Source organism: Agathobaculum sp. NTUH-O15-33 (genome assembly GCF_033193315.1).
Classification (GTDB): Bacteria; Bacillota; Clostridia; order Oscillospirales; family Butyricicoccaceae; genus Agathobaculum; species Agathobaculum faecihominis_A.
The window spans coordinates 3,638,977-3,658,643 of the sequence record NZ_CP136187.1 but is presented as its reverse complement, the minus strand read 5'-3'; the positions used below and the strand labels follow the sequence as shown (position 1 = coordinate 3,658,643).

Here is a 19,667-nt window from a genome sequence, read left to right as displayed (position 1 = left end):
TCCGCCGCACAAAGCGCGAGGTCATAGAACCCAGTAACGATACGGGTTTGCGTTTTTTCTTTCAAAATACACGGTTACAAGGCCGCTACACTTTACTACTTTTTTTTACAAGCGATCGGCTTGCGTGTGCACATTTGATACAAGAAAAGCAGGTTTATTTTGCGGAAAATACGTCATATTTTTCATAGAAATTACTTGCAACGCACAGGGGCAGAGGGTTATAATGAAATCTGTTTTTAACAGGGGCCTATATTTAATAGGTAAGGGACAGTAAACCAACTGCTCCGGGGGAGGATTCTATGGATTATACTTTTTTACTTGTGATCGCACTGATCATGCTATCGACCAAGGTGCTCGGCCTTGCGTCGGAAAAGGTGCACATGCCGCAGGTCGTCGGCGCGCTGATCGCCGGCGTTATTCTGGGGCCGAGCGTGCTCAATGTCGTCGGCGAGACCGACTTTTTGATGAAGGCCAGTGAGCTTGGCGTCATCATCCTGATGTTCACCGCCGGTCTGGATACCGATCTGGACGAGCTCAAGAGCACCGGCTTTGCGTCGTTCATTATCGCGTTGATCGGCGTTGTCGTGCCGCTGATCGGCGGCACCGCGTGCTTCATGCTGTTTGACGCAATGCCCGACGATCCGCAGAAAATGCTCAAGGCTATTTTTGTCGGCGTCGTGCTGACGGCCACCTCGGTTTCCATCACGGTGGAAACGCTGCGCGAAATGGGCAAGCTGAAAAGCAAGGTGGGCACCGCTATTCTGGGCGCCGCCGTGATCGATGATATTCTCGGCATTATCGTGCTGACCGTGCTGACCGGCTTTACCGATCCGGACGTGCAGCCGCTCATGGTGTTCGGCCGCATCGCGCTGTTCTTCGTATTCCTTGCCGTTGTGGGCTTCATCATGCACAAGGCCTTCTCCAAGATGGACAGCCTGTGGGCGCAGCATCGCCGTATTGCGATCTATGCGCTGGCATTCTGCTTTATCCTAAGCTTTGTGGCCGAACATTTCTTCGGCATCGCCGATATCACGGGCGCGTATTTCGCGGGCCTGATCCTGTGCAACATCAGCGATACGCGCAACTATGCGGGCAAGAAGATGAACGTTTTAGGCTACATGCTGTTTTCGCCCCTGTTCTTTGCCTCGATCGGTATCAAGACCGAGCTGGACGGGCTGACCGGTATGCTGATCCTGTTCGCGGTCACGCTCACGGTCATCGCGATCTTGACCAAGGTCATTGGCTGCGGTCTGGGCGCAAAGCTGATGGGCTTCGAGACCTACGACGCGGTATCCATCGGTCTGGGCATGGTATCCCGTGGCGAAGTCGCGCTGATCGTTGCGCAGAAGGGCGAGCAGGCCGGCCTGATCGCGCCCGATCTGTTCCCGCCGATCGTTTTGATGGTCATCGTTACGACGCTTATCACGCCTATTTTGCTCAAGGTCGGCATGCGCCGGCAAACACCGGGCAATACCGAGCTTTCGCCTAAGGAAGCGGCGCAAATGCCCCGCACCGACCATATCTAAAACACGCTATGCGTGCAAAAGAGCCATGTGCAACCCTGTGGGACGCATGGCTCTATTCCGTTTCACCGCAAAAAAGAGCTTTGCCGCTGGCAAAAATCGTGCTATAATGGTATAGCATTCGCTTATCAGTAAGCGTTTTTTCTGGAGGGAATACAACCATGAATCGATCAAAAGTGCTGCCGTATCTGGCGGTGGGCCTTTGTATACCGGGCGTCGCCCTGCGTACCGCGCACCTGCTGGGCGGGTTTGAGTTGAATACCGGCCTGCCTATACCCGGCAATAAGCTGCTGTACGCGCTGCTGGCGCTGTTTGCCGTTGCCGCGGTGCTTTACGCGGTATGTGCCATGCCGCTCAAGGCGGAGCGCGATACGCCGTTTGAAACGCTGCTAGGCACCCGCTCCACCGGTTTCCGTATGGCCGCGGTGATCGCGGGCATGCTACTGATTGCGGGCGGCGCATACTATTTGTTCTTAACCGTCACAACGGTAGAGCTGGACGCCGCGGTTTGGGCGCGTGTGCTAGAATCGATCTACGCCGTGATCACGGTGGTAGCCGGCATTTGCCTGATCGGCCTGTGCAAAGCGCAGAATACGGACACCATCACCGAAGGACAGGCCAAGCTGACGCTGGCTCCGCTGATCTGGAGCTGTCTGCATCTGCTCGTCACTTACCGTATGACCTGTGTCGACCCCAAGCTGCCGTCCTTTGCCGTCGGTTTGATCGCGGACATTTTGCTGGTGCTCGGCTTTTACCATCTCGCTCGGCTGCTGTTTGCCAAGCCGCGTCCGGCACAACTTGGCTTTTTCAGCGCGCTGGCTGTGACCGTCGTTTTCTCTGATCTGGGCGGCTACTGCATTGCTTACCTGATGGGCATGCGCGCGGTCGCGTGGGATGCGAAAACGCTTACCAGAAGCATTCTGGCCGCCGCGGGCTGCATTATGCTGCTGGCCGAATTGGCCATGCTCACCCGCCCCCGCGCCGCTACGAAAAACATGGACGCACCGCTTACAGAGGAGTGAAAACTGATGCTGTTTGTTTGTTATCCAAATTGCTCTACCTGCAAAAAAGCGCAGAACTGGCTGGAGGCGCAGGGGGCTGAAATTACGGTTCGCGATATCAAGCAGGATCGCCCCAACGAGGACGAGCTGCGCGCTTGGCATGCGAAGAGCGGGTTGCCGCTGCGCCGTTTTTTCAACACGAGCGGCTTGAAATATAAGGAGCTCGATCTGAAAAACCGCCTGCCGGAGATGTCGGAAGATGAGCAGTACGCGCTGCTTGCGACCGATGGGATGCTGGTTAAGCGTCCGCTGCTTGTAGCGGATGATTTTGTTTGTGTGGGCTTTAAGGAAGGCGAATGGGCGGATAAAGTCCGCTAAGCAGGAAAAACTCACGCAGATATGGAAAAGGATTGACACCGCCTCGTTTTGGTAGTATAATTATTATTGCTTATCGGGCAATGATACGGAGAGGTATCGAAGCGGTCATAACGAGGCGGTCTTGAAAACCGTTTGTCCGAAAGGGCGCGTGGGTTCGAATCCCACCCTCTCCGCCATTTTTTTGGAGAGGTGCGATTCGAAAGGCGGCTTTTAGCAACATGCCGGTGGCATGCTGCAACCGCCGTGGCTTTTTCCGCAGAAAAAGGAATCCCACCCTCTCCGCCATACATCTTAATGGCGGGTGCCCTACAAGTGAAGATTGGTATGGAGAAGTACCCAAGTGGTGAAGGGGCTCCCCTGCTAAGGGAGTAGGGCTCGAAAGGGTCGCGAGGGTTCAAATCCCTCCTTCTCCGCCAAACAAGAGTGGTTGCGAAATGCAATCACTCTTTTGTTTTGCAATTAATGAATCACCAAAACGTAGCAAAACAGCAACTTTGACAGACATTTATGAATATATAGTTTTCATTCATAACAAGGCTGAAAATAGCCAATTATAGGCGTTTAATGCTATATGCGAACACAGTAAATACACAGTGAAAGGCACGCCTTAATTTAGGGCGTGCCTTTTGTTTTGTTGTTTAAAATCTGCGCGGTTCGCCGCCGCCGATCATCACGTAAATGCGTATATATGTCAGAAGTCGTGGAGAGTTGCGCATGGCCCAGAAGATCCTGAGCGTCCTTATCTCGCACGCCGCGGTCATATATAAACGTGGCGTAAGAATGCCGGAGTTGGTGCGCAGTACAGGTGATTCCAGTTTGTGCGCGCATCACCTCCCAGTATCGTTGGTACTGCGTTTCCGACAGGGGCGTTTTGCCGCCGTCGTCAGAAAAGAGATACCCCCGCCACCGCTTGGGGAGATAGGGCCGCAGGCGATCCAGCAGGGGGACTACACGATCGCCATGGTCCGTCTTCGGCACTTTAATATGGGGCTGATTGCCGACATGGTATACACTTTTGCTTACAGTGATCCACTCTCCCGCAAAGTCCTGATCAGTGAGCGCCAGTGCTTCGCCCTTGCGGAGGCCGGTGCACAAAATCAGGAACGGGAAAAGCCATGTTCTTGCATAATCTTCAGCGATAGCTTCATCCTGTGGCGATGCAGCCTCCCGGTGTCGCTTTGGGAGACCGCGAGGAATTTTTACATAAGTGCATGGATTGGATTCCGCGTCGCCGTGTACGACTGCATAGGAGAATATTAAATTGAGAATTAACAGTTGGTTGGTGACGGTCTTTTGTGACCGACCGCGTGCAAACGCATTAATAAATTTTTGCACATCCTGTGGACGGATGGTTTTGATTGCAACGCTTCCGAACTGCTCTTTTGCACGGCGGTGGGCGGGCCGGTAGCCCTTCTTGGTGTTTTCCTCTATGGTCGGCTCGTGTTCGTCCCACCAAGCATCGGCAACCTTAGAAAAGGGCCAGCCGTCGCGAATCGTGTTCTGATAGGCAATCATTTTCTGCTCGACTTCCGCGTCGGTTCGGCCACGAAACGCCACGCGCTTGCCGTCTATTTTCCGTATTGCTTCATGTAGTCCATCCGGGCGGATATAGTATTTTGGCTTCTTGCTCTGCCTTGACATAATAAAAAACCTCCATTTACAACCTAAAATAGGTATGGTAAAATAGAGGTACAGATTCTACCGCCAAGTTTAATCTGTACCCCGTCCTGCTCTGGTGCGCCAACACCGGGGCGGGATTTTTTTATTGAGTGATGATTTCAACGGGTGATTGCGGTACTATAGTCGATATTGCATGTTTGTAGATCATCTCCTGCGTCTCGTTGGACTTTACTATGATGACATTATTGTCGTATCCGGTTATGACACCCCTGATCTGAAAGCCGTTTGTCAGATAGATGGTCACCGGCATGCGGTCTTTGCGCACAGTATTTAACAGTACGGTCTGCAAATTGATTGGCGTTCGATTGTCCACTTTAAACCTCCAAGCACACCTGAGCGGTTTTTTATATTTGCTCCTGTGGCAAATAATCAGAGTTTGTGTTCATATGGCACTTTAATTTGTATTTGGTTTACAACTCAGGAAAACTTTCGCCATTGATGGAAAAATGACAAAGGAGTATTATATATACAACAGATACCTCTGATGGTATTGAATTGCATGCGCGTTAATCAATAACTATTAAAGTGACTTGGGTTGATTCATGGAGCTGGAGGTGAAATAGCATAAAGTTATCGGTAGTATTAGGCGTGACAGTGAATGCTTTGTTTTTCTTGCGCGATTAACTTGTTCAGGTATCTTTTACTCGACCATAAAAGTCCGCTTTATTGGACATATTCCTTGATATAATAATAACAATGAAAACAGAACATATGTTTGCAAAAAACAGGAATTATTTTGGGCAACTTGTAGCATTGCAAATATACGGGTACGGTGGTATCATAAAAGCACCGACAAAACACGAACAAACGTTCGCTTGCTGAAAGGAGACATTGACATGAAAGGCAATGGTAATAATGCAAATAGGCGGGCGAACGAGCCTGTACATAGCCAACCGAATTTGCTTCGTGTTGTACGGCGCATCTGTCAAGATGGGCAACACAATAGCAGAAATAAAGCGCTCTTAACGATTCTCGAAATGGGCGTCAATCAAATCGAGAAGTGCGATTAAAAAATCAGCGTCTCGGTCTGATATGTCTTCCCCTTCTTTAATATACCCCTTTCGCACCAAGAGGGTCTCCAGTCCTTTTAAATATTCCAGCATCTCAGCCTCCGTTGCCGGTTCTCCGGCTTCGGGGGTTTTTTCTGTTACAACCAGATCATCAAGGGTGAATCCCAAAAAATGAACAAGTTGAGTCATTGTTGTTAATTTGGGGTCTTTAGTTTGGCCCGCAAAAAGTTTTTCCAGCGTAGGTTCTGGTATTCCAGACTGCTTTGCAATCTCCTTTGTTGTGAGACCACTTCGCTCCTTCATCAGTTTAAGGTTATCTAACCAGATCATCGTTCCACCTCCTCATGACAGTATAGTAACACTACACGGTTGCGAATGCAAGAAGAAAATTTCCTTTGGCGGTGGAAAAAATTCAATTCATATCTTGACAACCACCATAAGCGGTGGTAACATGAAAGCACAAACCACCTTTGACGGTGGAGGAGGTGAATCGATGAATAACTTGAAGGCGGAGATGCGCAGAAATAACATCTCGTTTTGTGACTTAGCAAGGGCGATCGACAAGACGGAACGTTGCGTTCGCGATAAAGCATCCGGGCGAGCGGCATTTACTTTCCCGGAGGCTTTAAAAATCCGCGATACTTACTTTTGCGGGATGTCTTTGGAGTATCTTTTTGCTGGTCTATGCGAGCCGGTAGGCGACCGGGCGGGATAAGGAGGGGAGGTGAGAAGCAATGGACAAGCAAAACGAAGCTGCCCGCGCGGTAGCCGGGCAGCAAGAAGAAACGAACAGATACTTAGTGGCAAGTCCCAAGTGTGGACGCGATAAAAACGGTGTGTTTCGTTGCGTTTGTGGAAATTGCAGAGCACTAAATGTTGAAATACGTCATGATCGACACGACTGCGGCGACAATGGCGGCGACAGCCGCAACCACAGCGAGGGACGTGGTAATAATGAATCGGTGTAATTCCGTCCTTGCCTTTGATGCGGGAGTTTCTTCAAATTGTGTAATTTTATCAAAGCCGGGAATGTAATATCGTTTTTTAGACATAAAAACACATCCTTTCACCCTAATATTACCACGTTCGAGGTGAAAGGACAAGCCGCTTAATGCTGGTGAGAAAGGAGCCTAACTATGGTAGATAATGACGTATTCCGCGAACAGCTTGCAACGCTTCGAGAAAAGTTCCAGACGGAGACGATCACGCTGAATGAGGCGGTGGAGGTGACGGGAATTTCTCGCGACACGCTTTTAGATGATCGCAATTTTCCGAAGAAAAAGACTTGCGGACGGTGGTTTGTCCCGCTTATCCCGCTGGCGCGGTGGCTGACAAAAGTATAGAAAGGAAGTGGACAAGCCATGAAACACTATGAAATCACCGTAAGCAACGGAGACTACCCGCTGACGTACAGATGCAGCACGATCGCAGAGGCCTACGGCTGTCTGGAAACGCTGCGCACGGGGCTACTGCATGACCGTGAGTTTGATATGGACGACGTGATGGAACTGCTCGTCGAGATGCTGCACGGCAAGGTACTGAGTCACAACTGTGCCGGTTGGTCAATCGGGTTCTGCGAGGGCGAAGGATGAAGCGCCACTACCGGCTGGCGGGCATAGCGTTGGCCATTCTGGTGATAGCAACAAATTGGTGCGAAAGGGGTGGTAACTTGGCGGTGTATGCGGGGATCGCGGCGGGGCTGGCGGTGATGATGCTGGTGCTGGCGTACAAAATCGATGCGGCGATCAGACATAGCTATAAGGTGGAGCGCGACGAGCGGCTGTGGAAGTGAAAGGAGAGACGATAATCTGTGAAAATCTCGATAGATGTTGAACCTAAAGAGATCGCCGCCCTTGTATCGGAAATACAAGAACGGCGAAGCTCGGAGGAACTGGTGGCTGTGCGAAAGCCTTACCAGCGATGCTACAGGGTTGTTGATTTGACTTCTGGACGGGAATTGTCCTTGGACGCGAGATAGTAGCTCCAAGCTAATACGAAAGTCTCAACAACGTCGGAATCGTTGTGAGATTTTTGCGAAACATGGCTCAGAATCTCGTCAAAGTAATCTTCTTCCGGAAAGTCAGGATCTTTTGAGATGTCATTAGCAAGGTCCCCAATAGGCAGATCCACGCCGCGGAAGTTAAGAATCCATGTTTTGAAGGTCCAAGGTACGTCTATACCCAACATATAAATCACCTCCTTCATGCTTTGATTCTATCACAACATAGCATAGAAGGACAACCAGAACAGACAGGAAGGAGCAACGAAGACATTGGGAAAAGTTGATTTTGATGCAATACGCGCGGCGGTCGAAGCGGAGGATGCCGCGACGGACAAGCGCCGCAAGCCAACGGAGAAGCATACGTATTTTAAGTGGCCGCAAGAACTGGTGGACAAGCTTACCGCTTTGGTCGATCAGCAGAAAACTGCGGAGGAGATTTCGCAGGAGCTGAGCGTGCCGCTGGACAAGGTGCGAAGCAAGTTGACCGCACTCAAGGCAAAGGTACCAACAGCGCTACCGCGCAAGCTCGATCCGTTTACGCCCGTTCCGGTGGCTGAACCTGCAGAGCCGAAGCAACTCCCGACCGAACTACAAGGTGCCAAACCGAAGCAGAACGAACTGCTTGACCGTGTTGTATTTTACGCCTTGGACGAGCTTGTGCTTCGGCTGCAGGCGGATGGCGAGGATCCCTCGCGGACATTCCGCTGCGCACTGGATATGATCGATCTTTGGGCCGAGGGGCTGCGTGAACAGATCGAGTATATGCCGGCAGCTATGGCACACTTTGCTGTGATCGGCGCGATCATGGCGTATCAAAAGATCTCGGGCAAGCAGATATCAGCCGAGGGCGGTGAGCACGAATGAAAGTGCTGAAAATCGAAGATAAAGACCTACATATGGGAGAAATCGCTAACGATCTAAAGGCGCTGCAGGAATATGTAGGTGGCTACATCGAGGTCGTGCCGCTGACGGAACAGCTGGCCCTGATCTGCAACGAAGAGGGGAAGCTACTGGGCCTACCTGAAACGGCTTGGCTAACCAAACGCGGCGGCCTTGCTCCGGTGGACAAGCTATGCGGGCCAATGCTGGTCTGCCGGACCGACACGGACGGGGAGTTTACGGACTTTGTTTTTGAACAGGATCTGTGCGAAGCGCTGTTGTATGTGCACCCCGTGCCATGAGAAAAGCCGCTGTCCAGACGGCAATCCGGATAGCGGCCAAACGAAAAATATATTTCACCATTATGATACCACAACAGGAGGAAAAGTCAAATGTTAAAACTGGACATGACCCTGAAAAATGAAACCAAGACCTGCTACCGTTTTGAACGCGGTGAGCGGGGCAAGGATCAGATGACACTGTACCTGAAGAAATCTGACGTAGACGATGCCGGGATTGACCCACGCAAAGGCATTACCGTCACGGTAGAGGAGGGTGCGAAATGATTGAAGCAAGAGTGAGCAGGTCGAAAATTGAATTGCAGCGCAGCGGCAGTCTCATGAATATTTGCGCAGAAGTGGGGACTATTCTGCAAAGCATTTATCGGCAGCTGCATGCAAACGATCCTCGTGCGGCAAAGACGTTTCGACAGTCGGTTATGCTAATGGTCGCGGCCCCGGATAGTCCGTTGTGGATAGACGCTGTGCCGGACGATCCGAACGGGATCACCATTTGCAAGACATCCAAGGATCCGGTCACGTCTGATATGCTTAACCAGATGATAGGCGCCGGCGCGGATCTGATAGGCGAGTTCCTGCGGGATGATTGCTGATGGAAACTATTTGCATCCGTGGTAAGACCGAGGTCATGTTTTATCCCGAGAGAGACTTTCCGGCGCTGGTACGTCGCGACATGGGCAACGACGCGGCCGGGTTCGTAGAAAAAATCATGCTTGAAAACAAGGAATTATTCGAGGAGGTCAAAAGTTATGAACAGTATTGCGATTGAAGTCAAGGTGTCGCCGGAGCTGGTGCAGGCGCTGAACAATCTGGCGGGCGCGTTGGGCGCGGCAGCTGCGCAGCCCGTGCCCGCGGTACAGCAGGCGTCCCTGCAGCCTGTACAGGCAAGTCCTATCGCCCCCGCTCCGGCCCCTGTGTCGGTCGCCGCGCCTGCAGCTCCGGTACAGCCTGCGCCTGTTCAGACTAACGCGCCATTACAGACCTCACCCGTGGTGACTGGACCGGCGGCCACCGTACCGCTCGCAGCCGCGCCCAGTTTTACTCTTGAGCAGGTGGGCGCTGCCGGCGCGGAGCTGATTCGCGAACACCCGGACAAGATGCCGGAGCTACTGGCACTGCTGCAGCAGTTCAGCGTGCCGGCGGTGCAATCCTTGAAACCGGAGCAGGTAGGACAGTTTGCTACTGCACTTCGAGGTCTGGGGGCGAGGATCTGATGCCGGATAAGCACGCACTACTGGGCCCCAGCAGCTCGCACCGGTGGCTGAACTGCCCGCCCTCCGCACGGCTGTCCGAGCAGTTCCCGGACACAGGCAGCTCCTTCGCCGCGGCGGGCACGCTGGCGCACGAGATCGCGGAGCTCAAGGCGCGTAAGCACTTCATTGAGCCGATGGGTGTCCGCACATATAACGCACGCATGAAAAAGTTGAAAGCAGATCCGCGCTATGACCCCGGTATGGACGACGCTACAGACCAGTACTTGGAGCACCTGAAAGCGCTGGCAATGATCTTTGTCAGCCCGCCGTTCGTGGCGCTGGAAACGCAGGTGGACTACAGCTACTTGGTGCCGGAGGGATTCGGCACCGCGGACTGCATCATGATCGGCGGCGGCAAAATGTGCGTCGTCGATTACAAAAACGGTTCCGGCGTACCCGTGGATGCTGTCGATAACAGCCAGATGATGCTGTATGCGCTGGGCGCGCTGCATGTCTACGCGCCGATCTACGGTGACACGATCCACACCATCCACCTGTCAATCGTCCAGCCGAACGCCGGCGGTGTCAAAGAGTGGGAGGCCTCTCGCGAAGCGCTGGACCTGTGGGCTGAAAACTACGTGCGCCCGCAGGCGGTGCTGGCGTGGGAGGGCAAGGGCGAATTTAATCCCGGCGAATGGTGCGAAAAAAACTTTTGCCCGGCCCGATCACAGTGTACGGCCCGCGCAAAGAAGATGTTGGAGCTGGAGCCGCTGCAAGGGGCTGTGCCAGAAGAACTCGCTGCGTCAGCCATCAACGAGCCCTCTGCGCCGCTGCTGACTGACGCAGAGGTCGGAGATATCCTCACGCGGGCGATCAGTCTCGAAGCTTGGGTAAAAGATTTGAAGAACTATGCGCTTACCGCAACGCTGGAAGGCCGCGAGGTGGCCGGTTGGAAGGCCGTCGAGGGCCGCGGCTCACGCGACTGGAATGACGTGGATGCAGCTTTTGCAGCGCTGCAGGAGCATGGCATTGCAGAAGCGCTGTTATATGAGCGCAAGCCTGTCAGTGTGGCGGGGCTTGAAAAAACGTTGGGCAAAAAGGATTTCGCGGAGACCGCGGAAGGCCTATGGACAAAAAGCCCCGGCAAGCCCGCGCTGGCGCCTGAAACGGATCCGCGCAAACCATATACGCCGGCGGAAGCGGCATTCAATCCAACTCAAAACGAAAAGGAGAATACTTAAATTATGGCTATCACAATCGAAAACGTTCGTTTTTCCTACTGCAATCTGTTTCAGCCCAAGCCGCCGTTCAATAATCCGAACGGCGAGCCCAAATACAGCACGACTGTTCTCATCCCCAAATCCAATGTGCAGGCAAAAGCCACGATCGATCAGGCGATCGCCGCCACGATCGAAGCCGGCGTGGCAAGCAAATGGGGCGGCGTCCGGCCGCCGCAGCCCGCGATCTGCGTGCACGACGGTGACGGCCCGCGCCCGTCGGACGGTTCGGCTTTCGGTGAGGAGTGCCGCGGCTGCTGGGTGTTTACCGCGTCCAGCAAGCAGCCTCCGTTCGTGGTTGACGCGCAGGTGCAGAACATTATCGACCCGACGCAGGTCTATTCCGGCATGTGGGGCAATATCAACGTCAACTTCTTTGCCTACAGCAACGCGGGTAAGAAGGGGATCGGCTGCGGCTTGAACGGCGTGCAGAAGACGCGGGACGATGAACCGCTGTCGAGCCATGTCACAGCGCAGGAAGCGTTTCAGCCGGCAGCGCCGGCAGCACCTGCGCCGGCATACCAGCAGCCTGCGTATCCGCAATATGCAGCGCCCATGGCATCGGCGCCGGTCGCACCCGCACCGACGTACCAGCCGCCCGCAGCACCTGCTTATCCGCAGGCAGCTGCACCGGCCTCGGGGTACCAGATGCAGGTCGACCCGATTACCGGGCAGCCGATCCAGCTGACCGATCCAGTAACAGGCCGACCGATCCAGCAGCGGGTGGACCCTGTCACCGGGCAGCCGATCCAGCAGCAGGGCTATGCGCCTACCGGTATGCCGATCGCGGGGATCTAAACTATGGATGCTGTACATCACCTCTCGATCGACATCGAGACGTACAGCGACGTGGATATTGGCAAGGCCGGGCTCTACCGTTACGCACAGAGCCCGGCCTTTGCTATTCTATTGTTCGCGTACAGTCTGGACGGCGACGAGGTCAAGGTTGTGGATCTCACACAGGAGCAGTATCTGCCGCAAGAGGTGCTGCGGTATCTGTTTGACCCTTGCTGCATTAAGCACGCCTACAATGCGGCGTTTGAGTGGTACTGCCTCTCCCGGCATTTTCGACTGGATGATAATGCAGGATACCCGCCGGAAAAGTGGCTGCCACAATGGCACTGCGCCATGCTGCACGGCCTGTACTGCGGCTATACCGCGGGCCTTGCCGCAACCGGCAAGGCGCTGGGCCTGCCGGAGGACAAGCAAAAGCTCGCCGCGGGCAAGGCATTGATCAAATACTTCTGCGCGCCATGCGCGCCCACCAAATCAAACGGTGGCCGGCTGCGCAACCTGCCGCACCACGACCCGGAAAAGTGGGGGCTGTTCAAGGACTATAACGGTCAGGACGTGGTGACAGAAATGGAGATCGAGCGCCGGCTGTCCAGCTTCCCAGTCCCGGACGCGGTGCAGGCCCAGTGGGTGACCGATCAGATCATCAACCTGCGCGGCGTGGCGGTGGATACCGAGCTCGTCGACGGCGCGCTTGAGTTGGATGCAGCCGTGCGCACGCAGTATGTCAGGGAAGCTGCCCGGCTGTCCGGTCTGGACAACCCCAACAGCGTAGCGCAGCTGACCAAATGGCTGCAGGACGAGACCGGCGCGGAGATAACCGATCTGCGCAAGACAACGGTAGATGACCTGCTGGGCAAAGACTTGCCGAGTGACGCTGCTCGGCGAATGCTGAAGATTCGGCAGGAGCTGGGCAAGACAAGCAACAAAAAGTATAACGCGCTGGCGGCGGCTGTCTGCGCTGACGGTCGCGTACGCGGCCTGCTGCAGTTCTACGGGGCCAACCGAACCGGGCGCTGGGCAGGCAGGATCGTGCAGCCGCAGAACCTTCCGCGGACCTATATCGACGGGGCGCTTCTGCCACTGGCCCGTGATTTGGTTAAACACCGGGAGAAGGACGCGCTGCAGCTGGTCTATGGCAGCGTAACGGACACCTTGTCCCAGCTGATCCGCACGGCTTTTGTGGCCGCGCCGGGGCACGTGTTGGTTGACGCGGACTTTTCGGCGATCGAGGCGCGCATGATCGCGTGGCTGGCGGGCGAGGAGTGGGTGCTCGACGTGTTCCGCACGCACGGCAAGATCTACGAGGCCGCGGCGGCGCAGATGTTCGGCGTACCGATCGAGCGGATCGAAAAGGGCAACCCGGAATACAGCTACCGGCAAAAGGGAAAGGTCGCAACGTTGGCGCTGGGCTATCAGGGCGGCACCGGCGCGCTGGTTAATATGGGCGCGCTGCGCATGGGCATCCCGGAGGAGGATCTGCCGGATATCGTCGATCGCTGGCGAACGGCCAACCCTGCGATTGTGCAGTTCTGGTATTCGGTAGACGCCGCCGCGCGGGAAGCCGTCAACACAGGCCGCCAGATCGCACTGTGGGATGGTCGATTGACCTTTGCACGCGAGTGTGACCCGGCGAACGATCTGGACTTCTTGACGATTCAGCTGCCGAACGGCCGCAAGCTGTACTACGCGCATCCGCATATGGGCGTCAACCATTTCGGGCGACCGAGCCTGTGCTACTGGGGCATGAACCAGACCACGCACAAGTGGGAGGTCGTCGAGACCTACGGCGGCAAGTTGGCCGAGAATATCACACAAGCCGCAGCGCGCGACTGTCTGGCCGAGACGATCGACCGGCTGGAAGCCGCGGGCTACCCGGTCGTGTTCCATATCCATGATGAAGTCGTAATTGACGTAGAAAAAGACCGCGCCGGCTTGGACGCGGTCGAGAAGATCATGAGTATTGTGCCCAGCTGGGCGCCGGGGCTGCCGCTCGCGGCGGACGGTTGGGTGAACGAGTTCTTCAAGAAGGATTGATTAAAATGGCAAACTGTAAAATCTGCGGCAAACCGGTGAGGTGTGCTAACGTGTTTCATTCGGCCTGTTGGGAGACTGAAACATGCAAAATGGCCGAGAAATTTTGCGACGAGTATTGCCGCTTCCCGCGCGAGGGGCTAACCGAAGAAGAGTTTCAGCGGCGCTGCGACGACTGCGCGCTGGTGCGGCTGCTGAATTTGGGATTGTGAGGTGAACCATGGAAAAGACGATCTGTAAAAAGTGCCGGTACATGCAACCGTGTTACTGCAACGTCGGCCGCAACATATTTTATTGCTGCAATCCGGCCGCCAAATCCAAATATGAACCAGATCGTATTATTTCGCGAAGCCGGGAGAAAACAATCCCAAACAAGACAGCTCCGCGGTGGTGCCCATTAAAGAGAAACGGAGGATGTTATGAATCCACTATTTGATATATCGGTAGCGATACATTACCGAATCCATAATAGCGACTGGTTCGGGGGTGCAGAATCGGTAGGCTATACCAAACAAACCTTTGGCCACGTACGTGCTGTTGAAGAAACCGACGATGCTTTTTTGGATAAGCAACGTACCGCTACTGCTGAGCTGTTTGGTATCCAATCTGATGACGTTGAGGTGATACCATGGAAAGAATACGAGAAAGAAACGGCCGAGGAGGGCGAAACCGATGAAACTGACATCTGAACGCCGCAATGGCATTAAAACTGGCTATTGGTCGTCCGCAAAAAAGGACGAGCTGGTGCAGAAGCTCGGCGCGATCGAGGACAGGGCGCCGTGGCTGCTGGCGGCTGTCTGCGAGGATATCCGCCGGCATCATCCGCCGGCGGATAAAGAGCATGACGCGGCCTGTCACAGCTGCCCCGTAAACGAGTTGGTCAGGCTGATTGGAATATGAAGGGCGAAAAGGTTATCTGCCCATACTGCCGTTGCGCGACCTGTTTGACTGACAGCAAGGTGCTGTACGGCCGCAGCTATGGACCGGTGTACCTGTGCTTAATATGCGGGGCCTATGTCGGCTGTCACCCCGGGGGTACCCGCCCTCTGGGTACGCCGGCAAACAAGGCGCTACGCACCGCGCGGCACATGGCGCATGCGGCCTTCGACCCGATCTGGCGGTCGCGGCGCATGAGCCGCGGTATGGCTTACAACTGGCTTGCACAGCAGATGGGGATACCGGAGGAGAAGGCGCATATCGGGATGTTTGACTTGGATCAGTGTGCTCAGGTCATGAGAATTTGTGCAAGGAGCCCGTGATGATAAACGATAGAAAAATTACAATCTCGACCGCGGGCAGCCGGCGGGCAACGAACTGGCAGCCGCAGACGCTACGGCTGTCCGAGCTGTATGAGCGCCTGCGCGTGCCGGCGCGCAGCACTGAAACCATGGCGGCGTATCTCGCGCTGTCCAAGGGCCAGCAGGACGACCTGAAGGATGTGGGCGGCTTTGTTGCCGGCACGCTGAATGGCCCCCGCCGCAAGGCTGGGGCCGTCTCCGGCCGTGATGTGCTGACGCTCGATCTGGACAGCATCCCCGCGGGCGGTACGGATGATGTGGCGCGGCGGGTGGAAGCTCTGGGCTGCGGCTACTGCATCTATTCCACGCGCAAGCACATGCCCTCGGCGCCGCGTTTGCGTGTGCTGCTGCCGCTGGATCGCACCTGTACGGCGGATGAGTATGAGCCCTGCGCGCGGCGCATGGCCGAGATGATCGGCATGGAGCTGTGCGACCCGACAACCTTTGAGGCGTCGCGGCTGATGTACTTCCCCAGCTGCTGCGCGGATGGAGAATACATCTATTACGCCGCGGACAAGCCCATGCTGTCCGCGGATGGTCTGCTGGCGACCTATGCGGACTGGCACGATACGACCAGCTGGCCCACCGTGCCCGGCGCGCCGAGCCCCGCGCGGCTTGCGGCCAAGCAGGGAGACCCGCTGGCAAAGCACGGCGCCGTCGGCGCGTTCTGCCGAGTCTACGACATAGAGGGGGCTATGGCGGCGTTCCTGCCGGGCGTCTACGAGTCGGCAGATATCCCCGGCCGCTTTACCTTCACCGGCGGCTCCACAACCGGCGGCGCGGTGCTGTACGATGACGGCAAGTTCCTGTATTCCCACCATGCGACGGATCCTTGCGGCGGCCGGCTGGTCAACGCCTTTGATCTGGTGCGCCTGCATCGCTTTGACGATCAAGACGATACCGCTGCACCCGGCACGCCGGTAAACCGCCTGCCGAGCTACACGGCCATGTGCGAGCTGGCGACACAGGATCCGCAAGTATCAGGGCTGTTGCTGCGAGAGCGCTGGGAGCAGGCCACCGAAGGATTTACGACAGTGGAAGAGCAGCCTGAAGATACCGGCTGGATGCAATCCCTCAAGGTACACGCCAAGACCGGTGTTCCTCTCTCTACGATCGATAACGTGTGGCTGATTTTGGAGCATGACCCACGACTGAAAGGCAAATTTGCGCTGAATGCGTTTGCAGGGCGCGGCGAGGTGCTGGACAGCTTGCCGTGGTCGAAGGATACCGGGCGCAGGCTTTGGGATGATAACGACAACGCGGGACTGTACTGGTACATGGAAAAGTATTATCAGATCACCGGCACGAAGAAGATAGACGACGCGCTTTCCCTACATAGCCGACGGCATGCGTTCAACGACGTCGTATCCTATTTGAATGTGCTGTCATGGGACGGCGTGGAGCGGCTGGACACGCTTTTTATTGACTACTTAGGCGCCGAGGATACGCCGTACACACGCGCGGTGACCCGCAAAGCGTTTACGGCGGCGGTTGCCCGCGCCATGCATCCGGGGATCAAATTTGACAGTATGACCATCCTTTCCGGACCGCAAGGTCTGGGCAAGTCAACGCTGCTTGACAAGATGTCGCGCGGCTGGTTTAACGACAGCATTCGGACATTCGAGGGCAAGGAAGCGTCGGAGCTGTTGCAAGGCGTTTGGATCGTCGAGGTGGCCGAACTGGACGCCTTTAGGCGCACGGACGTGTCGCGCATCAAGCAATTCATGAGCCAGCGCGTGGATCGCTTCCGCGCTGCCTACGGGCGGCACGTGAAGGATATGCCGCGATGCTGTGTGTTTTTCGGCACGACCAATACGGGAGATTATCTGCAGGATAAGACCGGCAACCGTCGTTTCCTGCCGATAGACGTGGGCAAACAGGTTGCGAAAAAGAACGTATGGCGCGATTTGGATCAAGAGCTCGACCAACTGTGGGCGGAGGCCGTTATGCGCTGGCGGCTGGGTGAGCCATTATATCTGGTAGGAGATCTGGCCGATGCAGCTAAAGCACAGCAGGAGGATCACCGGGAAGTGAGCGCCCGCGAGGGTCTGATCACAGAGTTTTTGGAGCGGCAGGTGCCGCAGGATTGGCAGTCGTGGTCAATGGATCGGCGGCGGATGTTCTGGGGCGGCAACGCAGCCGGTGAGCAGGTAATGGTACCCCGCGACCGGATATGCGCACTGGAAATATGGTGCGAGCTTCTGGACGGCCAGAAGAAGGATATGCGTTACAGCGATACGCAAGAGATAAACGCTATTATAGCCGCACTGCCAGAATGGGAAAAAGCAAAAAGCTCCATACGCTTCGGATACTGCGGAAAGCAAAAGGGCTGGGTGAAAGCCCGGAACCTTTAGGTTGGAACTTTGGTTTTTCAGCAATGAAAGTTCCGGAACTTCGGAACATTTAAAAACGAAAGGTTCCGCCAAAGTTCCGGGGTTAAAACCCGCTAAATATCTAGGTTTAACAGGGTTGTGGAACTTTGGAACTTTCGTTTTCTATTGATTATATAAATAGAGAATTAGAGAGATATATACCTACCTAACCCGCCTAAACACACACATGTTACGCGCGTATAGTGCGCGTGCGCGCGAGGGAGACAGCGAAAATATGAAAGAATCAGAAATCGAAGCCCGCCTTGTACGAGGGGTGAAAGCGCTGGGCGGCCGCGCCTATAAGTTTGTCAGTCCGGGCAACGTTGGGGTGCCTGACCGGTTGGTGATCCTGCCCCGCGGCCGGATCCTTTTCGCCGAGCTGAAAGCCGACGGCGGTCGGCTGAGCAGGATGCAGCTGCACCAGATCGACGGACTGCGTCAGCTGGGCGTCGAGGTATGGGAGGTTTGGGGCGAAGAAGGGGTCAAGGGCTTTTTGGAGCTGTGCCGGGAACAGATGAGGGGAGGTGATGTCGAGTGAAGTTCATACCGCATGGCTACCAGCGGTACGCGATCGAGCGTATTATCACAGATCCGTATCTGGGGCTGTTTCAGGATATGGGCCTCGGTTGAGGTAAAACCGTCGAGGTATTGACAGCGGTGAACGATCTGCGATACAACCGTTGGGCTGTGTCGCGGTGCCTGATCATAGCGCCGAAGAAGGTCGCGGAAGCGACGTGGTCGAACGAAGCGGCCAAGTGGGAACATCTGCAGCATCTGCGGATCATCCCGGCGCTGGGCAGCGCGCAGAAGCGCGTGCGGGCGCTAAATACGCCCGGCGATATCTGGGTAATCAACCGCGAGAACGTGCCTTGGCTTGTGGACTACTACCGCAACCTGTGGCCGTTCGACATGGTGGTACTGGATGAAAGCAGCAGTTTCAAGAACCATAGCAGCAAGCGGTTTAAGGCGATGAAGCTGGTGCGGCCGAAGATCCGTCGGTTGGTGGAACTGACTGGTACACCGGCGCCGAATGGGCTGGAAGACCTGTGGGCGCAGATATACCTGCTGGACGGTGGTGAAAGGCTGGGCAAAACAGTATCGGCCTACCGCGAAGCGTTCTTCACGCAGGATTATGCCCACCCGGGCCAGATGTACCGGACATACACGCCGCAAGATGGGGCAATGGACCGGGTGCAGGCAGCGATCGCGGATGTTTGCGTGAGCATGAAGGCAGAGGATTATCTGGAGCTGCCGGACTACATCGAGGACATTGTGCCGGTCGTATTGGACGCCAAGGCCAAAAAGGCCTATGACACGATGGAACGCGACATGTTGCTGAAGGTGGACGAGCAGACCGTGACCGCCGGTACCGCCGCGGTGCTGAACGGGAAGCTGCTTCAGCTGTGCAGCGGCGCGGTGTACGATGGCGAGGGTCACGTGGCTGATGTACACAGCTGCAAGATCGAGGCGTTTCTGGAGGTCGTCGAACAGCTGCACGGCGAGCACGCCTTGGTGTTCTACTGGTTCCAGCACGAGCGAGAGCGGCTACTGGCGGCGCTGGACAAGTCAGGACTGCGGGTGCGCGTCTACAAGGGACCGGAGGACGAAAACGCATGGAACGCCGGCGAGGTCGATCTGCTGCTGGCGCATCCGGCCAGCTGTGGCTATGGCCTTAACCTGCAGGCAGGCGGGCACCATGCGATCTGGTTCGGGTATCCAAACTGGGCGCTTGAGATCTACCAGCAGGCCAACAAGCGCCTGCACAGGCAGGGCCAGAAGTACCCTGTGATAGGCCACCATCTGGTGGTGCAGGGAGGCATGGACGAAGATGTGGTGGCCGCGCTTCACGATAAAGCCGGTACACAAGATTCGTTGATGGAAGCATTGAAGGCGCGTATCGAGCGCGTGAAAGCAGGATAGGAGGTTGAT

General features: G+C 55.5%; 27 protein-coding genes, 2 tRNA genes and 1 pseudogene. 26 read left to right on the top strand and 4 right to left on the bottom strand.

The features are described 5' to 3' along the window. Window positions 1–299 precede the first annotated feature (299 nt). From RWV98_RS17810 to RWV98_RS17790, 5 genes are all read left to right on the top strand, one after another. Window positions 300–1,526, top strand: a complete 1,227-nt coding sequence (locus RWV98_RS17810) for a cation:proton antiporter (RefSeq protein WP_280963428.1) — start codon at window positions 300–302, stop codon at window positions 1,524–1,526. A gap of 158 nt (window positions 1,527–1,684) precedes the next feature. Further along, complete coding sequence (locus RWV98_RS17805) at window positions 1,685–2,545, top strand: hypothetical protein (RefSeq protein ID WP_317862517.1); 861 nt, start codon at window positions 1,685–1,687, stop codon at window positions 2,543–2,545. A gap of 6 nt (window positions 2,546–2,551) precedes the next feature. Then, window positions 2,552–2,902, top strand: a complete 351-nt coding sequence (locus tag RWV98_RS17800) for an arsenate reductase family protein (RefSeq protein ID WP_280963426.1) — start codon at window positions 2,552–2,554, stop codon at window positions 2,900–2,902. Window positions 2,903–2,989: 87 nt separating this feature from the next. Beyond that, window positions 2,990–3,078: transfer RNA gene (locus RWV98_RS17795), tRNA-Ser, on the top strand. Window positions 3,079–3,228: 150 nt separating this feature from the next. Then, window positions 3,229–3,318, top strand: a tRNA-Ser gene (locus tag RWV98_RS17790). Window positions 3,319–3,514: 196 nt separating this feature from the next. Here RWV98_RS17790 and RWV98_RS17785 read toward each other — a convergent pair. The 3 genes from RWV98_RS17785 to RWV98_RS17775 all read right to left on the bottom strand — a co-directional run bounded on the left by RWV98_RS17785 (window position 3,515) and on the right by RWV98_RS17775 (window position 5,922). Further along, entirely contained in the window at window positions 3,515–4,543 is a 1,029-nt protein-coding gene (locus RWV98_RS17785) for a tyrosine-type recombinase/integrase (protein WP_317862515.1), read from the bottom strand. Between the two features lie 121 nt (window positions 4,544–4,664). Next, window positions 4,665–4,895 (bottom strand): RNA chaperone Hfq, encoded by a 231-nt coding sequence (hfq, locus tag RWV98_RS17780; RefSeq protein ID WP_317862513.1) that lies wholly within the window; start codon window positions 4,893–4,895, stop codon window positions 4,665–4,667. Between the two features lie 649 nt (window positions 4,896–5,544). Continuing rightward, entirely contained in the window at window positions 5,545–5,922 is a 378-nt protein-coding gene (locus RWV98_RS17775) for a helix-turn-helix domain-containing protein (RefSeq protein ID WP_317862512.1), read from the bottom strand. A 121-nt stretch (window positions 5,923–6,043) separates the two neighbouring features. Here RWV98_RS17775 and RWV98_RS17770 point away from each other — a divergent pair, with 121 nt between their 5' ends. From RWV98_RS17770 to RWV98_RS17750, 5 genes are all read left to right on the top strand, one after another. Continuing rightward, on the top strand, window positions 6,044–6,307 hold the full coding sequence (locus RWV98_RS17770) for a hypothetical protein (RefSeq protein WP_317862510.1): 264 nt from the start codon (window positions 6,044–6,046) through the stop codon (window positions 6,305–6,307). Between the two features lie 19 nt (window positions 6,308–6,326). Next, on the top strand, window positions 6,327–6,560 hold the full coding sequence (locus RWV98_RS17765) for a hypothetical protein (RefSeq protein WP_317862508.1): 234 nt from the start codon (window positions 6,327–6,329) through the stop codon (window positions 6,558–6,560). A 168-nt stretch (window positions 6,561–6,728) separates the two neighbouring features. Then, the gene (locus tag RWV98_RS17760) at window positions 6,729–6,935 is read left to right on the top strand and encodes a hypothetical protein (RefSeq protein WP_317862506.1); all 207 of its coding nucleotides are present in this window, start codon (window positions 6,729–6,731) and stop codon (window positions 6,933–6,935) included. An 18-nt stretch (window positions 6,936–6,953) separates the two neighbouring features. Next, the gene (locus RWV98_RS17755; RefSeq protein ID WP_317862504.1) at window positions 6,954–7,184 is read left to right on the top strand and encodes a hypothetical protein; all 231 of its coding nucleotides are present in this window, start codon (window positions 6,954–6,956) and stop codon (window positions 7,182–7,184) included. 77 nt (window positions 7,185–7,261) lie between these two features. Beyond that, window positions 7,262–7,384: a hypothetical protein gene (locus tag RWV98_RS17750; RefSeq protein ID WP_317862503.1), complete on the top strand. Its 123-nt coding sequence runs from the start codon at window positions 7,262–7,264 to the stop codon at window positions 7,382–7,384. A gap of 131 nt (window positions 7,385–7,515) precedes the next feature. On the opposite strand, the gene RWV98_RS17745 is transcribed toward RWV98_RS17750, so the two are convergent. Beyond that, on the bottom strand, window positions 7,516–7,779 hold the full coding sequence (locus tag RWV98_RS17745; RefSeq protein ID WP_317862502.1) for a YozE family protein: 264 nt from the start codon (window positions 7,777–7,779) through the stop codon (window positions 7,516–7,518). Window positions 7,780–7,864: 85 nt separating this feature from the next. Between RWV98_RS17745 and RWV98_RS17740 the strand changes: the two genes are divergently transcribed. The 16 genes and pseudogenes from RWV98_RS17740 to RWV98_RS17670 all read left to right on the top strand — a co-directional run. Further along, on the top strand, window positions 7,865–8,458 hold the full coding sequence (locus tag RWV98_RS17740; protein WP_317862500.1) for a hypothetical protein: 594 nt from the start codon (window positions 7,865–7,867) through the stop codon (window positions 8,456–8,458). After that, entirely contained in the window at window positions 8,455–8,775 is a 321-nt protein-coding gene (locus RWV98_RS17735; RefSeq protein ID WP_317862499.1) for a DUF3846 domain-containing protein, read from the top strand. Before RWV98_RS17740 ends, RWV98_RS17735 begins: the two co-directional genes overlap by 4 nt. A 90-nt stretch (window positions 8,776–8,865) precedes the next feature. Beyond that, a complete protein-coding gene (locus RWV98_RS17730) occupies window positions 8,866–9,039 on the top strand; it encodes a hypothetical protein (protein WP_317862498.1) in 174 nt (57 codons plus the stop codon). Continuing rightward, window positions 9,036–9,365 (top strand): hypothetical protein, encoded by a 330-nt coding sequence (locus RWV98_RS17725; protein ID WP_317862497.1) that lies wholly within the window; start codon window positions 9,036–9,038, stop codon window positions 9,363–9,365. Before RWV98_RS17730 ends, RWV98_RS17725 begins: the two co-directional genes overlap by 4 nt. Beyond that, window positions 9,365–9,541 carry a hypothetical protein gene (locus RWV98_RS17720; protein ID WP_317862496.1) on the top strand — a complete coding sequence of 59 codons (177 nt, stop codon included), beginning with the start codon at window positions 9,365–9,367 and terminating at the stop codon, window positions 9,539–9,541. The genes RWV98_RS17725 and RWV98_RS17720 overlap by 1 nt, the downstream gene beginning before the upstream one ends. Then, the gene (locus RWV98_RS17715; protein ID WP_317862494.1) at window positions 9,522–9,986 is read left to right on the top strand and encodes a hypothetical protein; all 465 of its coding nucleotides are present in this window, start codon (window positions 9,522–9,524) and stop codon (window positions 9,984–9,986) included. The genes RWV98_RS17720 and RWV98_RS17715 overlap by 20 nt, the downstream gene beginning before the upstream one ends. Then, window positions 9,986–11,206 carry a DUF2800 domain-containing protein gene (locus RWV98_RS17710; RefSeq protein ID WP_317862492.1) on the top strand — a complete coding sequence of 407 codons (1,221 nt, stop codon included), beginning with the start codon at window positions 9,986–9,988 and terminating at the stop codon, window positions 11,204–11,206. The genes RWV98_RS17715 and RWV98_RS17710 overlap by 1 nt, the downstream gene beginning before the upstream one ends. A gap of 3 nt (window positions 11,207–11,209) precedes the next feature. Continuing rightward, window positions 11,210–12,040 carry a DUF2815 family protein gene (locus tag RWV98_RS17705; RefSeq protein ID WP_317862490.1) on the top strand — a complete coding sequence of 277 codons (831 nt, stop codon included), beginning with the start codon at window positions 11,210–11,212 and terminating at the stop codon, window positions 12,038–12,040. A gap of 3 nt (window positions 12,041–12,043) precedes the next feature. Beyond that, a complete protein-coding gene (locus RWV98_RS17700; RefSeq protein ID WP_317862488.1) occupies window positions 12,044–14,071 on the top strand; it encodes a DNA polymerase in 2,028 nt (675 codons plus the stop codon). A gap of 416 nt (window positions 14,072–14,487) precedes the next feature. Then, window positions 14,488–14,757 carry a hypothetical protein gene (locus RWV98_RS17695; protein WP_317862487.1) on the top strand — a complete coding sequence of 90 codons (270 nt, stop codon included), beginning with the start codon at window positions 14,488–14,490 and terminating at the stop codon, window positions 14,755–14,757. Then, window positions 14,741–14,968 (top strand): hypothetical protein, encoded by a 228-nt coding sequence (locus RWV98_RS17690; protein WP_317862486.1) that lies wholly within the window; start codon window positions 14,741–14,743, stop codon window positions 14,966–14,968. Before RWV98_RS17695 ends, RWV98_RS17690 begins: the two co-directional genes overlap by 17 nt. Next, on the top strand, window positions 14,965–15,327 hold the full coding sequence (locus RWV98_RS17685; RefSeq protein ID WP_317862484.1) for a zinc-finger-containing protein: 363 nt from the start codon (window positions 14,965–14,967) through the stop codon (window positions 15,325–15,327). The genes RWV98_RS17690 and RWV98_RS17685 overlap by 4 nt, the downstream gene beginning before the upstream one ends. Next, window positions 15,327–17,720, top strand: coding sequence for a virulence-associated E family protein (locus RWV98_RS17680; protein WP_317862482.1), 2,394 nt, complete (start codon window positions 15,327–15,329; stop codon window positions 17,718–17,720). Before RWV98_RS17685 ends, RWV98_RS17680 begins: the two co-directional genes overlap by 1 nt. Window positions 17,721–17,973: 253 nt before the next feature. After that, on the top strand, window positions 17,974–18,276 hold the full coding sequence (locus RWV98_RS17675; RefSeq protein ID WP_317862480.1) for a VRR-NUC domain-containing protein: 303 nt from the start codon (window positions 17,974–17,976) through the stop codon (window positions 18,274–18,276). After that, the gene (locus tag RWV98_RS19520) at window positions 18,273–18,368 is read left to right on the top strand and encodes a helicase (RefSeq protein WP_442872082.1); all 96 of its coding nucleotides are present in this window, start codon (window positions 18,273–18,275) and stop codon (window positions 18,366–18,368) included. Before RWV98_RS17675 ends, RWV98_RS19520 begins: the two co-directional genes overlap by 4 nt. A gap of 12 nt (window positions 18,369–18,380) precedes the next feature. Further along, a pseudogene (locus tag RWV98_RS17670) lies at window positions 18,381–19,658 on the top strand (SNF2-related protein); the annotation flags it as partial. Window positions 19,659–19,667: the final 9 nt, after the last annotated feature.